Here is a 13,424-nt window from a genome sequence, read left to right as displayed (position 1 = left end):
GAAAGGATGATGTGCAATGATCCCCGAAACATTGCCTGAGCAAGAACCGGCATTGGCGCCCGGGGCCACCGACAGCGCCGGTGACCCACATTCCACACCCGTTCGGCGTCCAGTGTTTTCCATGCGTAAGCCTAAATGGCTAAAACGCGTGGCCATCGGCGTGGCGGCAATCGTCATTATTGCGCCTGGCGTGCTGAGTCTGGTGTTGTTTCAGCAACTGAGTTTGATGGACATCCGGCTTAATTCTCTCGAAGCCGCGTTTCGCAGCGGTCAGCTCAGTCAGCTTTCAACGTCTGTGGCGATTCTGGAAAAACACATTACTGAACAAGATGAGCGCTTCGCGTTGAAAGACGGTGTGGTGAAAGGCATGAGTACGCTGGGTCAAACTCTGGACGGGAAAATCGCTGACCAGAACCAAAAAATCGGGCAGTTGGAAAGTCAAATCAATGAACAGAAAAAAACGCTGCAATACGAGCTTGATGATAGTCAAGCCCGTGCTCTGGAGTTTGCATCTTTAAAATCCAGCCTGGAGGCGATTAAAACCAGCCGGGTGGAAAAGGCCGTCGGCACTTCTGCGGGCAATACGGTGTCCTCAGAGAAAAATCCGAAAACCCCTTTTTCAAAAAAGCCTCATCGGTCAGCCAGGACTGTGCCACTGGCTGCGCCGTTTATCCTGACCGGCATTGAACAACGTGGCGGTCAGACGTTTGCCGTGGTGGCACCCCAGGGCGCCACCACGTTGTCTGAAATGCTGTTGCTGTCACCGGGTGACTACGCCTGGGGATGGCAGCTTCGCAGCATCCAGGGCAATGAGGCGTTGTTCTCCGTTAACGGTATACCCCAGCGGTTAACCGCTCAGTAGAGGTCCCAAATGAAAAAAAGCCTTCTCTTTTCAATCTGCAGCCTGATGCTCTTTGCCCGCATCGCCGTTGCAGACAACGCTAAAAATACGGTGAATATCGCTGCCGACAGCAGCTCTGTGCTGGAGACCTTGCGCGATAAATCTGCACAGCTTCAGTCGCAGCAATCGGCCCAACAATGGGGCCTCAGTGAGACCGAGTGGCAGAAATACCAGCAACTGAAACAGGGTAAACGGGGTATTCAGTCTCCGGGGCTTGATCCGCTGACGACACTCGGTGTGGAAAGTGACAACAGTGCTGAGCGTCGTCGTCTGGCGGAACGGTGGGTGAAAGAGGAGTATCAGCGTACGCAGAAGGAGCTGGCATTTCAGCGGGAAGTGAACGTCGCCTGGAACCGGCTCTATCCGAATGCGCTGTCGGTCAATATGGGCAATGCCTCCGGACTGGCTCATGACACTAACGGGCGCCTGGCATTATTTGTGCGAGACAACTGTGAGCGCTGTGATGTCCGTCTGGCGGCCGTGCTGGCCGACAATCGCCCTGTCGATATCTACCTGGTGGGCAGTGACGGCAAAGACGACACGGTACGCCAATGGGCTGTCAGTCATCACATTCCTGTCGACCGGGTCAGAAGCCGCCAGGTTACCTTAAATCACGACAAAGGCTTGTGGCTGACCTACGGCCAGGGGCAAATGCCGGTGATCCTGCAGCAAGGGGAAAACGGATGGCAACTCGCCGCATTCTGATGACCACGCTGTTGCTGTTACCGTTTTGCGTTTTTGCACAGCGTGGTCAGTCGCTGCAACAAATCCCGCCTGCGTACCATGAGATTGCCGCCGCAGCCCGGGTGCCGGCAGAATCGCTGTATTCCCTGGCTTTGACGGAAACGTCACGGCGTCTGCCTTACGGTGAACGGCCATGGCCCTGGACTATCAACGTGGCGGGTAAAGGTTATCGTTTCGAGACCCGTGATGCCGCCTGGCAGGCTTTACTGCAGTTTATCCGTCGATATCCGCTCAAACGTATTGATGTGGGGATTGCCCAGGTCAATCTGGGCTGGAACGGTCATCTGTTTACCTCGTTTTATGATGCCTTTGAGCCTTACACCAACCTGCGTGTCGCGGCGAATATTCTGCGCACCTGCTATGACGCCAGTCCGGGAAGCTGGATAAAAGCGGCAGGCTGTTATCACCATCCCGCTGGCGGCAAAGCGGCGGCCACGTATATCGCCATTGTCCGTCGCAAGCTCGATACGCTCGCACCGGTACAGGCGGCGGGGCAAGGGCTTCTGGCGTCATCACCCCAGGGCGGTGTCGCACGGGTCAGTAATCAATTCACCTGGATAGAGCCAAAATGAAAATCCTGAAAGTAATGGTACTGATGTGTGCTGTTGGCGTGTCGACTGTGGGCTATACGGCATTGACTGTGGTGGGCTCTCTGGGCGGAGAGCCGACGGACGCTTATTTTGACGCCGTGAATGCCCAGTCGGGGGAATTCACTCCGCCCGAATCGCTGGACTCGCCATCGATACCCGCACGGGTATCCGTGGCTTTGGCATTACCGGTCAATACGCCAGAGCTTACGCCGGGTACGGTGACGTCAAGGTCGCTTAATCTTCCCGGTATGCCCGCTGTCTTTATTATTGGCGATGACGATTTGTCTCGGCAGTGGCTCACGCAGCGTGGGGGAGATTTGAAGCGGCTTAATGCGACCGGGTTTGTGGTGAATGTGACCAGTCTTGCCCGTCTGAAAGACTTGCAGTCGCGGTCGCCGGACAACGAAATGGTGCCCGTTTCCGGCAGTGACCTGGCCCGGCGGCTGCAACTGACCCATTACCCCCTGATCATTACGGAAAAGGGGCTTGCACAATGAGCCCCGGTTTTTACGTAGCCGCCTTAATTCAGACTCTCTGGCAAGGTTGGCCTGCGCTGTGGCTGAGTCTGTTGCTCCTGCCGTCGGTATTGCTGGGACTGTCTTTACTCTGCCGCCCTGCAAGCCAGCGACGGCACGCCCGCTACCAACGGCAGGCGTGCCGTGTTCTTTCCCGCCTTGCACAACTGCGTGATGACGCTGCCCGGCTCGTTTACCTGCGAAAAATCAATCCCTATGTGTTTGAGGAAATGCTCCTGACGGCATTTTCCCGTCAGGGTTATCGGATCAAACGCAATGCCCGCTACAGCGGTGACGGTGGGACGGACGGGCAGGTATGGATAAACGGCTGCCGATGGTTGATCCAGGCTAAACGATTTTCATCCTGCATTCAGTCCAGCCATGTTCGGGATTTTGGTGCATTAGTCCGTCGGGAGCAGTGTCGTGGCTTCTTTGTTCATACGGGACGAACCGGAGAGAGCTGCCGCGACGCCTTGTTTGCCTCTGCCGACATCACGCTGTTAAGCGGTGGTCGTTTATTAAAACTGCTGGCGGGAAATCCCGGCTGGCAATCTGGAAATTAACGAGAGGGTATGGTGATAATTATTAGATCATTTCTAGTTGAATACCGCCGTTTGCGCATGCTGGGTTTTAGCCGTCTGGAGGCGACAGGACTGGTTTTGGTCGACCCTGCCGGCGCTAGCCTGCGCGTGTTGTGGCATGTTTGTATCGTGACGCCCCTTTTTATGGTCGGGGCGTTAACTGTAGGTCTGTGGCTTTTTCTTCCCGCTGCGCGGGTGGGTGAGGTAATCAGCGTCTGTATTGGAGATGCCGGCTTGAGGACCCAGCTCGGGTGCATCCTGCTTCTTGCCAGCGCGGTGCTGGAGGGGGGGCGGTACGTCTGGCGGATGAATGACTCATTGCTCAGTCAGTTGTCGAAGGGGGAAGGGTACGACAAGGTTGGCCTGAAGGATAAGCAACGATGAGTGATTTTCTTACGTGTATTGATGTCGGATTTCCTGAAGCTGAGTTACTGCGCCGAACTTTCGGGGGGGCAGGTCAATGAGTGATCGTTACGTAATGGAATCCCTTTTGCGCCCGGCCGTGGAGCTGTACACGGCGGGAACGGCCTGGAGTGCGACCTACGTTTGCCTGACTGCTCCCTGGGCTGTCGCGCTAGCTCCTTCTGTCAGTTGGGTCACCGCGGCCGGTTTTGGTGTGCTGGCCCTCAAACGTACCCGCCAGGGGCTGCGTATTTTACGCTACCGGCGCAATATCAGGCGGTTGCCACGCTATGAGTTAAGCAGCAGGCAGATCCCCGTGAGCCACCGTTACCTGTTTCTGGGGCGCGGTTTTCAGTGGACGCAAAAGCATACCCAACGCATGCTTGAGGCCCGCCGTCCTGAAGCAGAGCACTATGTTCAGCCTTCTGTTATCTACCGTATGGCCCGGGATTTGGAAAAACGGCTGGAGTACAGCCTGCCGTGGCTGTGCCGGCTGACTCAGACGAATTCACTTTTCAACCCAGTGCGTCCTTTGCCGCCGGTGGGCGGTAGCCCCCTTTATCATGGTGTGGAACTGAACGAGGTTGACGTGTTGTATGACCTGGGCGAACGTGTGGGGCACACGTTGGTGATCGGCACGACCCGTGTGGGTAAAACCCGCCTTGCGGAGGTACTGGTCACACAGGATATTCGCCGTGGAGATGTCACTGTAATGTTTGACCCCAAGGGGGATGCCGATCTGCTTAAACGCATGTGGGCCGAGGCGCGGAGGGCGGGCAGGGAAAAGGAATTTTACGTCTTTCATCTGGGGTGGCCGGATATCAGCGCGCGTTATAACGCCATCGGCCGCTTCAGCCGTATCTCCGAAGTCGCCTCCCGTGTAGCGGGGCAGTTATCCGGTGAAGGTAACTCGGCGGCGTTTCGTGAGTTCGCCTGGCGTTTTGTCAATATTATCACCCGGGCACTGGTCGCGCTCGGACAACGCCCGGATTACAGCCTGATCCTGCGATATGTAACCAATATTGGCGAACTCTATGAGACTTACGTGGAGAGCTTGCTGGCATCCCGTGCGCCTCATCTTCTGGATCAAGTGGACAACTTATTGGCATCCGGCATGCTCAAGGACAAGGATTTGCCACGAAATATGCAGGGGCAAGCCAATGCGCTGAGAGTGTGGGCTATTGAAATGACATTGAGCTCCGATGAAGGGAAAAAACTGTGGGATCCGGTGCTGGACGGCCTGCGTAGCGCCGTCCGCTATGACCGGACCTATTTTGATAAAATCGTGGCGTCCCTGCTGCCTCTGCTCGAGAAACTGACTACCGGCAAGACCGCTGCGCTTCTGGCTCCGGATTACAACGATATGGCGGATACGCGGCCCATTTTTGACTGGCAGGAGGTGATCCGCAAGAAGGGGATTGTGTACGTCGGCCTCGATGCGCTGTCGGACTCAGAAGTTGCCTCCGCTGTCGGAAACAGCATGTTTGCCGACTTAGTATCGGTTGCCGGCCATATCTATAAGTTCGGGCTGGGTGATGAAACCGGTGGGGCGACGCAGAAGAAAGTCCCGATTAACCTGCACTGTGACGAGTTTAATGAGCTGATGGGCGATGAGTTTATTCCGCTGATTAACAAGGGGGGCGGTGCGGGGATCCAGGTAACGGCTTACACTCAGACACTTTCTGATATTGAAGCGCGTGTGGGCAACCGCGCGAAGGCCAACCAGGTTGTGGGTAACTTTAACTCGCTGATTATGCTGAGGGTGCGTGAGAACAGTACGGCAGAGTTACTGACCAAGCAGTTACCCGAAGTGGATGTCTACAACAAAACCCTGACGTCCGGGGTAACCGACATTTCCCGACCTGGCGAGGGAACCGATTTTAACAGCAGTGTGCAGGATCAGGTGACGCTGGCCAGAATGCCGATGATAACGGAGGCCGATATTATCAACCTGCCCAAAGGGCAGGCATTTGCGTTGCTGGAGGGCGGACGCCTGTGGAAAATCCGGATGCCGCTACCGGGGAGTGGCAATGACCCCCTGATGCCTGAAAGCATCAGCCAGATCGCGCAGTACATGCAGCAGAACTACCGCACCGGTGAAACCTGGTGGACCGGTAGCGCCCTGCCGTCTGATGCGCTGCCGGCCTCACCCCTCCAGGATGCGGTTGCGGCGGGGGTATAATGGCGGAAGAGAAAGTCCAACCCAGGCAACCGCAGGCGGTACCACCCAAGCAATCTGGGTTATTTATTACCTTATTCTGGCTGCTGCCCTGGAAGATTATCGGGATCTTGCTGGCGTCTCTTCTGGTCAGCCTGCTCATAGAATATGCCGGCATGACCTTTATCTGGGTTGGTGAAGGCGCAGAACACAGCCGGCAGGTGATGCTGACGGAAAGTGGCTATTTGTCGGCAGGATTTACCCGCAGCCTGATGTTATCTGAACCGGTGACGTTCATCAGTCATTGGGTACAGCAAGGGTATCAGTGGGTGTTTGCGGACAGTGGCTTTATCGGTTGGCTCAATGATGCCCGCCAGGTGCACGGATCCCAGGGGGCAGTTGAGACGCTGAACCGGGTGGGCAGTTGGCTGGCGATGGCACTCTGGGATTATTTACAGGCGACGGTGTATGTGACCGTTATCTTTGCCATTCGGGTGGCTATCCTAGTGTTGTCGGTTCCGCTGTTCATCATGGTGAGCATTACGGGTATCGTGGACGGCCTGGTTCGTCGGGATTTGCGGCGTTACGGTGCGGGCTATGAGTCAAGTTTTGTTTATCATCATGCCAAGCGCTACGTGAAACCGGCAATGTACGGTCCCTGCATGCTGTATCTGGCGTGGCCAACGGCGGTGTGGCCCAATTTATTACTATTACCGTCGGCGGTGATGTTGGGTGTGGTGCTCTCCATTGTTACGGGGGCATTTAAAAAATATTTGTGAACTGCACAAACTTCATCATAGTAATGGACTCTGAATGTGCTGGTTTGAGATGTTTACTATTTAACTACCTCTGCCCCAGGGCATTTTGCGGAAAGTGATGAGATTAGAAGATGATATTGCGGAGTCGCTGGAACTCCGTGGATGGTGGTACCGTGCCGCGCGCCGCTGGCTGGATGTTTGGGACCAGACTGAAGATGAAATTGCCCGTGAGGCTATTACACGTAGGCGCGGTCATTGTCTGGATATGGCGTTGCAGACATTGCCAACTGAACGACGTAGGGAGAACCGTAAAAAATATAAGCAGCAAAGTAGGTATAGTGAAGGTTACTAGCCGAAAGCAGAATACAATAATGATGAATGTTTGTAAATCTCAATTAAAACATATTGTTAGTGTGTTTTTATTGCTGGCTGTTTTGTATGCATGTTATTTTTAAGGGAATTTGAATCGTGAAAACTGAGTGATTCTAGTACCATCAATATTATAGACAATTTAACATCTAAGATAAGGCAATGGAAAAATTACAAAATTTAGTTAATCGATATCATAGCAACTTAGACTATTATCGCTCTGTTCGGTACAACGAAACTCAATTGCGGACTGACTTTTTAGACCAGTTTTTTGTTATTCTAGGCTGGGATATAAGGAACGCTAGTGGTAAATCAACAAATGAACGTGAGGTTTTGGTTGAAGAGGGTTTACGTTCTAAAGTTGGCGAGAATACGAAGAAGCCTGATTACACCTTTCGTCTTTTTTCTGAGCGTAAGTTTTTTGTAGAAGCAAAGAAACCAAACGTTCATATTGATACAGATTCGGAACCAGCGAAACAAGTTCGTCGTTACGGATTCACTGCAAAACTAAAAATTTCAGTTCTCTCCAATTTTGAATATACAGCAATATATGACTGCTCAAATCAAGTTTCTGAAGATGATTCAGTGTCGAATTCAAGGGTAAAAATTTACCATTACACTGAGCTTGTCGAAAATTTTGAAGAGATTAAGAAACTGATCGGCAGGGAATGTGTCTATTCAGGTGGATTTGATACAGAATGGGCTGATATTGAAAGTAAAATATCTCGCTTTAGTGTAGATGATTTGTTTTTACAACAGATTAATAGTTGGCGTTTGATGCTGGCAAATGAGTTCATTGGTATAAAACCAGAACTTAATGAAGAGGAGCTAAATGATTTAACTCAGAACTACATAAACAGTATTGTATTTCTTCGAGTTTGTGAGGATAGAGATCTTGAAGATTATGAAACTCTCTATCATTTTGCACAAAACAAGGATTTTCATTCATTAGTTTATAAGCTACAGGCTTCTGATAAGCGATATAATTCAGGGTTGTTTGCTCTATCTTATATCAATGAACTCATTAATAATAAAAACTCATGCATTTGGACTATTATAGAACAATTATATTTTCCTCAAAGTACTTATTCTTTTTCTGTGTTTTCCTCTGACATTCTAGGGAATATTTATGAAGTTTTTCTGAGTGAAAAAATTCGTATCAATCAGAGTGGTGTAATAGAACTACAGCCGAAAGAAGAACATATTGACAGGGATGTGGTTACAACACCAGTTCACATTGTAAAAGATATAATACGAAATACGGTTATAGAATATTGTAAAGGAAAGTCAGATAAAGAAATATTGAATTCAAAATTTGCAGATATTGCTTGTGGCTCAGGTGCATTTCTTCTCGAGGTGTTCCAAACTTTACAAGACATCCTAATTGATTACTATATAGAACATGACCGATCTAGATTGCAACAATTAACAGAGCATAGTTTTAAATTGAGATCATCCGTTAAAAAAACTCTTCTGACTAATTGTATCTATGGTATAGATAAAGACTTTAATGCTGTGAAGGCCTGCTCGTTTGGACTGCTTTTAAAACTTCTTGAAGATGAATCTAAAGAAACAATTGAACCAAATACTCCTATTCTTCCCAAGATCGATCAAAATATCTTGTTTGGAAACAGCTTAATAGATTTAACTGATAATGTTAAAAGTACAGACATTCTTACTGTTAACCCTTTTAACATTAAACATCAATTTGATGTGATCGTCGGTAATCCGCCTTACATGGCAACCGAGCATATGAAACAGCTTACTCCCTTAGAATTGCCAATCTATAAAATTAAATATAAAGCAGCATTCAAGCAGTTTGATAAATATTTTTTGTTTGTAGAACGTTCAATGTATTTGCTAAAAGATAATGGTTATCTAGGCTATATTCTACCTTCAAAATTTACTAAGGTGGGGGCAGGCAAAAATTTGCGAAAACTACTTACGGATAAAAAATATCTCAGTAAACTAATCTCTTTTGGTGCGAATCAAGTGTTCAAGAATAAAACCACTTATACTTGTTTACTGTTCCTGAAAAAATCGCAACAAATAAAATTCACCTTTTACGAAGTGAAAAATTTAAAAAAGTGGCTTACACGTGAAGATGATATCGTAAATTCTAGCACCTATGATGTTGATAAACTCGATTCTGACACATGGATACTAGAAAAAGAAACTAATCATATCCTAGAACGAATGTATAATAGTTCCGAACTTTTAGGTGATATCTTAGGCAAGAAAGAAATTGCAAACGGCATACAGACAAGTGCTAACGACTATTATATTCATAAAGAAATTAAAACTGAGAATGGTTATATTTACTTCGAATATAATGGCAAAGTACATCATGTAGAAAAAGAGCTCACAAGGCCTTACTTTGAAACACCACGATCAGGTGATGATCATTTCTACACATATAAAGATGTTGAACCTAATGCATTTGTGATTTATCCATACCAAAAAGTTGCTGATCGTATTGTAGTTATCAAATATGAAGAGTTAAGAGATAATTATCCAAAAGTGTTCGATTTTATTCATGTTGTGAGAGAATACCTCGATAATGACAAACGTTCTATTAAACCTGGCCCTACTACCTCAAATGAATGGTATAGATACGGGCGTAGTCAAGCACTTGAGAATTGCGATGTTGCACAAAAAATCATCGTTGGTATTCTGTCAAATGGTTACAAATACTCGATAGATAATCATCGAACGTTCGTGTCATCTGGCGGAACAGCTGGTTATAGTATAATTAATGTTCCGGATTCTTGCCCCTATTCAATCTATTACATACAAGCTATTTTATCTTCTAAGTATTTGGAATGGTTTGCTTCTATCTATGGTGAAGTATTTAGAGGTGGTTTTGTCGCTCGTGGTACAAAGGTCCAAACTCGCATGCCTATACCAAAAATCACTTTTGATAATATGGTAGAGAAGGAAAAACATGATCAAATAGCCAGCTTGCAGGAGAGAATGAATAAGCTGTACTCTGAGATTATTAAAGCTAATGACCGTTCAAAAATTATGTTGGAAAGACAGTTTGAAAAAGCTGTGCTAGAGATGGAGAATCTCATTAAAGGACTATTTGCGTTAGGCAGTCTGGATGAGAAAATACCTTCTATTTCAGAGTTGTATCAATCCTTTTAAGTGTAAAAAGCAGCTCTAGTATGAGCTAGTACATATGAGCTGCTTTTTCGTTACTGCTTACTTACGTAATCTCCTGTTTTTGAGTTTTTGCCAGATTTGCATAAGCTGATCATTATCTTCTCTAGAAAATCCAAGCTTCAATAGAATAGCTTCACCCTGTATACGGATGGCCTCTTCGATTTTACCGTCTTTTACTAATTGATTGAGGACGACAGAATTATGCTGATAACCGTTGATCACTGGTATGTAAATTTTCTCAATCTCCGAAGGAACAAGTTCTAATACACCTCCGCCATAATATCGTCCTTCTAACTCAGCTGTAATAGCTGTAAGAGGGTTCAAAAAACTACAGACAAGATTCTCAGCATCAGTAAATTTCGAGGTGACTCGATAAGCTGTATCTGTCGTATAAGCACCTACTTGATTTAAAATTAATCTAGGAGCTTCATGACAACGTTTTAACATCCCTATTTCTGTGCTGTATACAGATGGCACTTTATACCAAGGTTTACGGATGCGACATTTATATCGCTCATGAAGTTTTTCATGTTCTCCATGTTTAATATAGCCCTGCACCTTTGATGGAAGTTCACTATATTTATCTTCAATATATAAAAAATTTGTCGGAAGATTTTGCTTTTGGTTAGACTCATGCTGGGCTTTATCATAAAAGATACCAGGGCAGTGTTGGCTGCGCCCAAACATGGGGTGAGCATAAGCTTCGAGACCATATATATTGACTGTCTCGTTATCGACTAAAAAAAATTTATTTGCTCCGGTAACAATTCCAACGTCAACTTTGGCAATATCTTTAAATTTATGAACAGACTTATGGTTAATGATTTTTTTTATTAATGAGATTTCAATTTTTTCTAGAATTGCTTTAGTCCATTTCCCTTCAATTGTTTCACCATTAATTCCTAATGTCCGGTTAAATAAAGATTCTGGACATTCGTTAAGGAAGTCAAAACCATTAACATTAACAATACCAACACCCTCTGATGGTTTGTCAGTATCATCTTTTTTCTCTGCCATGATGATAACAGCACCTTGCAGGGTATCCTCAAACCAAATCTCTTTCGGATCGATAATGACAATTTTAGAACAAATTTGGCCCATATAACTACGTAATGACTGGGCGTGCATGACATGGATGATCTCTGATGGAATGACCATTGCCATGCGGCCACCCTTCTTCAATAAGGCGAGTGTGGATAATAAAAATGGAACCCACGCATTTGTATGTTTAGTGAATTTTAGGCCCAATTGTTTAAAAACCAGTTCAGTTTGTTCTTGAAATGATTTTTCAAGGAATTGGTATCTGATGAACGGAGGATTACCAATTACTGCATCAAACAGCCCTTTTGTTTTGTTTAACTGTTTGTTAGCCCAAATTAGAAAATCACCCTCTGTCACACTGAAGTTTTCAAAACATAACTTTTCACACAGATCAGATGCTTTTCGTGCTTCGATATCAAAAATTTCAAAGCATGAGAGCTTGAGTGACTTGCTACACCCGTTGTTGTATAAAGCCTGAATAAACACACCATCACCACAACTAGGCTCAAGAACAGATTCAGGATTTTTTTGCAAAATCCATTTGGTTACATAGTCTGCTAAATTTTGAGGTGTGTAATAACCACCACGTAATTTTTGAACCGTCTGTTCTGATTTAAATTTCATCATTTACCTTTAAAAAACTTTTTATAAGCTCTGGTTTCTTTTCTTCTATGTGCTTATTAGCTTTATCCACGAACCAGCCTTTCAATGTTTGTTGCTCATGGGCTAAAACCGAATAGAGAGCTTTCTTTAACTCCGGATCCACTTCTAAAACTATGCGGCCTGAATCACCTTTCGACATGCAATCACCTATGTGATATTTGTTATGTTACATAGGTCATATAGGTTACATAAAATATCACCTCCATTAAAGTAAATTTTTATGTACCTCGCTAGTTCCTTGGGGCGAATCAAATACATTTAGGTTAGATGAACGCTCAGCTACAGGTGACTTGCATGAACCAGTTTTTGTTCAGGATTCAAGCAGGTCGACGCTATTATCGATGATATCGAGTTGGTTACGCCAAATGGTTTTTGCTTATTCCGCAATGGTTAGTCCAACGAAATCATGATGGTTGATGTCGAAATAATTGACGAATTAACCGTTGGCATTTCCATTTTATAGGACTCATACCCATTGCAGTACATTCTCTGCTAGCCGCCGCGTCCCTCACTTTAATTTTCACTCCACCATAAACAGTTTCCTGCTGCTCTCCTTATGCGGTTGCGTCAGTCTTTCCCCGCAACCTCAAACACACAGGAGAGCGCCATGCGCCTATCCCCCGGACTCTGTGTACTACTGCTGTCTATTACCGGGCTCAGCTCTTTCCCGACGCAGGCTTCCGAAAAAGATGAGCTGGCCCTGGTGATGCGCCAGCTTGACCAGGTTCAGGCTGGCCTCGACCGAGCACGGGTTGTGGCTAATCAGAATGGCCAGGATGTCCGCTTTTACTTTGATTACCTCAGTGCAACCCGTGACATCACCACCATGAAACAGGGCATTGCACACTATCTGGAGCCTTCCCGGGCTCAGCCCTCAGTGCCGATGTCGGTCACCGGCCAGTACCGAGGCGAGGAGGGACGCTAATGTCCATGACTTCTGCACAGCAGTCAGGCTGGAGTGCCGGCACCGGCGGCGGAATGGAGCCGTCATCCCTCAACCTGCTTATTTTGGGGCTCCTCGGCGCGGTGCTTTTTCTGTTTGTCGCCTGGGTGCTGGTGACCGCCTATCGCGGGGTGTCAGAGAAATCCATTCCCATGAGCAAGTTGCCGGAGACGGCTATCCGGTTGGTTGTGATGCTGCTCCTGACACTCTTCTTCTTTTTCCACTGAAGTTAAGGATAATTCAATGAAGTTAATGACGTTCTTTCGCAATAAGTGTGGGCTGATTTCAGGCAGTGCCCTGTTTTACGTCGGCAATGCCCTGGCTGACCTGCCACCTATTGAGCAGCCGTCCACTGGGGGAGGAAGCGGGACGTACGCCACCATCAAGGGTTATCTGCGCGATGGTCTGACGCTCGGTGGCCTCATCATTGCGGCCGTAGCTTTCATCGTGGTCGCCAACGCGGCCATCAGTTGTTTTCATCACGTCCGACAGGGTAAGGCGACCTGGACCGAGTTCGGCACCTTCGTGATCATCGGTGTCATCCTCCTCGTGGTGGTTATCTGGCTGGTCACCAAAGCCAGCGACATTCTGTAA

At 47.3% G+C, this 13,424-nt stretch carries 15 protein-coding genes; 13 read left to right on the top strand and 2 right to left on the bottom strand.

Annotation, left to right across the window (positions count from 1 at the left end):
* Positions 1-16: 16 nt before the first annotated feature.
* The 10 genes from D5F51_RS18210 (at position 17) to D5F51_RS18165 (ending at position 10,165) form a co-directional block, all read left to right on the top strand.
* Positions 17-862: a plasmid transfer protein gene (locus tag D5F51_RS18210; protein WP_129198263.1), complete on the top strand. Its 846-nt coding sequence runs from the start codon at positions 17-19 to the stop codon at positions 860-862.
* A 45-nt stretch (positions 863-907) separates the two neighbouring features.
* A complete protein-coding gene (locus D5F51_RS18205; RefSeq protein WP_162301781.1) occupies positions 908-1,606 on the top strand; it encodes a TIGR03759 family integrating conjugative element protein in 699 nt (232 codons plus the stop codon).
* Entirely contained in the window at positions 1,585-2,217 is a 633-nt protein-coding gene (locus D5F51_RS18200) for a lysozyme family protein (protein WP_162301780.1), read from the top strand. Before D5F51_RS18205 ends, D5F51_RS18200 begins: the two co-directional genes overlap by 22 nt.
* Positions 2,214-2,732 (top strand): integrating conjugative element protein, encoded by a 519-nt coding sequence (locus tag D5F51_RS18195; RefSeq protein ID WP_162301779.1) that lies wholly within the window; start codon positions 2,214-2,216, stop codon positions 2,730-2,732. Before D5F51_RS18200 ends, D5F51_RS18195 begins: the two co-directional genes overlap by 4 nt.
* Positions 2,729-3,313 (top strand): restriction endonuclease, encoded by a 585-nt coding sequence (locus D5F51_RS18190; protein WP_129198258.1) that lies wholly within the window; start codon positions 2,729-2,731, stop codon positions 3,311-3,313. The genes D5F51_RS18195 and D5F51_RS18190 overlap by 4 nt, the downstream gene beginning before the upstream one ends.
* Positions 3,314-3,322: 9 nt before the next feature.
* On the top strand, positions 3,323-3,715 hold the full coding sequence (locus D5F51_RS18185; RefSeq protein WP_129198256.1) for a hypothetical protein: 393 nt from the start codon (positions 3,323-3,325) through the stop codon (positions 3,713-3,715).
* 76 nt (positions 3,716-3,791) lie between these two features.
* Positions 3,792-5,915 carry a type IV conjugative transfer system coupling protein TraD gene (traD, locus tag D5F51_RS18180; RefSeq protein WP_129198255.1) on the top strand — a complete coding sequence of 708 codons (2,124 nt, stop codon included), beginning with the start codon at positions 3,792-3,794 and terminating at the stop codon, positions 5,913-5,915.
* Positions 5,915-6,670: a TIGR03747 family integrating conjugative element membrane protein gene (locus D5F51_RS18175; protein WP_129198254.1), complete on the top strand. Its 756-nt coding sequence runs from the start codon at positions 5,915-5,917 to the stop codon at positions 6,668-6,670. Before traD ends, D5F51_RS18175 begins: the two co-directional genes overlap by 1 nt.
* Before the next feature lie 97 nt (positions 6,671-6,767).
* Entirely contained in the window at positions 6,768-7,001 is a 234-nt protein-coding gene (locus tag D5F51_RS18170) for a PerC family transcriptional regulator (RefSeq protein WP_129198253.1), read from the top strand.
* 179 nt (positions 7,002-7,180) lie between these two features.
* Positions 7,181-10,165 carry an Eco57I restriction-modification methylase domain-containing protein gene (locus D5F51_RS18165; protein WP_129198252.1) on the top strand — a complete coding sequence of 995 codons (2,985 nt, stop codon included), beginning with the start codon at positions 7,181-7,183 and terminating at the stop codon, positions 10,163-10,165.
* 57 nt (positions 10,166-10,222) lie between these two features.
* On the opposite strand, the gene D5F51_RS18160 is transcribed toward D5F51_RS18165, so the two are convergent.
* Together D5F51_RS18160 and D5F51_RS18155 are read right to left on the bottom strand one after the other, a co-directional pair.
* Positions 10,223-11,851, bottom strand: coding sequence for an N-6 DNA methylase (locus D5F51_RS18160; RefSeq protein ID WP_245994826.1), 1,629 nt, complete (start codon positions 11,849-11,851; stop codon positions 10,223-10,225).
* A complete protein-coding gene (locus D5F51_RS18155; RefSeq protein WP_129198251.1) occupies positions 11,838-12,026 on the bottom strand; it encodes a hypothetical protein in 189 nt (62 codons plus the stop codon). Before D5F51_RS18155 ends, D5F51_RS18160 begins: the two co-directional genes overlap by 14 nt.
* A gap of 468 nt (positions 12,027-12,494) precedes the next feature.
* On the opposite strand from D5F51_RS18155, the gene D5F51_RS18150 reads away from it, so the two are divergent.
* The 3 genes from D5F51_RS18150 to D5F51_RS18140 are packed head-to-tail and all read left to right on the top strand — an operon-like array spanning position 12,495 to position 13,424.
* On the top strand, positions 12,495-12,812 hold the full coding sequence (locus D5F51_RS18150) for an integrative conjugative element protein, RAQPRD family (protein WP_129198250.1): 318 nt from the start codon (positions 12,495-12,497) through the stop codon (positions 12,810-12,812).
* Entirely contained in the window at positions 12,812-13,057 is a 246-nt protein-coding gene (locus tag D5F51_RS18145; protein WP_099462321.1) for a TIGR03758 family integrating conjugative element protein, read from the top strand. The genes D5F51_RS18150 and D5F51_RS18145 overlap by 1 nt, the downstream gene beginning before the upstream one ends.
* Positions 13,058-13,073: 16 nt before the next feature.
* Positions 13,074-13,424: a TIGR03745 family integrating conjugative element membrane protein gene (locus D5F51_RS18140; protein ID WP_099462322.1), complete on the top strand. Its 351-nt coding sequence runs from the start codon at positions 13,074-13,076 to the stop codon at positions 13,422-13,424.

The sequence above is a fragment of the Yersinia hibernica genome (assembly GCF_004124235.1).
GTDB lineage: Bacteria > Pseudomonadota > Gammaproteobacteria > Enterobacterales > Enterobacteriaceae > Yersinia > Yersinia hibernica.
The sequence above is the reverse complement of the archived record's forward strand: the minus strand, read 5'-3'. Positions and strand labels throughout refer to the sequence as shown.

Coding starts and splice junctions, on each gene's coding strand:
- D5F51_RS18145 (WP_099462321.1), top strand. CDS start 12,812: ATGTCCATGACTTCTGCACAGCAGTCAGGCTGGAGTGCCGGCACCGGC.
- D5F51_RS18200 (WP_162301780.1), top strand. CDS start 1,585: ATGGCAACTCGCCGCATTCTGATGACCACGCTGTTGCTGTTACCGTTT.
- D5F51_RS18185 (WP_129198256.1), top strand. CDS start 3,323: ATGGTGATAATTATTAGATCATTTCTAGTTGAATACCGCCGTTTGCGC.
- D5F51_RS18170 (WP_129198253.1), top strand. CDS start 6,768: ATGAGATTAGAAGATGATATTGCGGAGTCGCTGGAACTCCGTGGATGG.
- D5F51_RS18150 (WP_129198250.1), top strand. CDS start 12,495: ATGCGCCTATCCCCCGGACTCTGTGTACTACTGCTGTCTATTACCGGG.
- D5F51_RS18190 (WP_129198258.1), top strand. CDS start 2,729: ATGAGCCCCGGTTTTTACGTAGCCGCCTTAATTCAGACTCTCTGGCAA.
- D5F51_RS18155 (WP_129198251.1), bottom strand. CDS start 12,026: ATGTCGAAAGGTGATTCAGGCCGCATAGTTTTAGAAGTGGATCCGGAG.
- D5F51_RS18175 (WP_129198254.1), top strand. CDS start 5,915: ATGGCGGAAGAGAAAGTCCAACCCAGGCAACCGCAGGCGGTACCACCC.
- D5F51_RS18160 (WP_245994826.1), bottom strand. CDS start 11,851: ATGATGAAATTTAAATCAGAACAGACGGTTCAAAAATTACGTGGTGGT.
- D5F51_RS18195 (WP_162301779.1), top strand. CDS start 2,214: ATGAAAATCCTGAAAGTAATGGTACTGATGTGTGCTGTTGGCGTGTCG.
- D5F51_RS18140 (WP_099462322.1), top strand. CDS start 13,074: ATGAAGTTAATGACGTTCTTTCGCAATAAGTGTGGGCTGATTTCAGGC.
- D5F51_RS18210 (WP_129198263.1), top strand. CDS start 17: ATGATCCCCGAAACATTGCCTGAGCAAGAACCGGCATTGGCGCCCGGG.
- traD (WP_129198255.1), top strand. CDS start 3,792: ATGAGTGATCGTTACGTAATGGAATCCCTTTTGCGCCCGGCCGTGGAG.
- D5F51_RS18205 (WP_162301781.1), top strand. CDS start 908: ATGCTCTTTGCCCGCATCGCCGTTGCAGACAACGCTAAAAATACGGTG.
- D5F51_RS18165 (WP_129198252.1), top strand. CDS start 7,181: ATGGAAAAATTACAAAATTTAGTTAATCGATATCATAGCAACTTAGAC.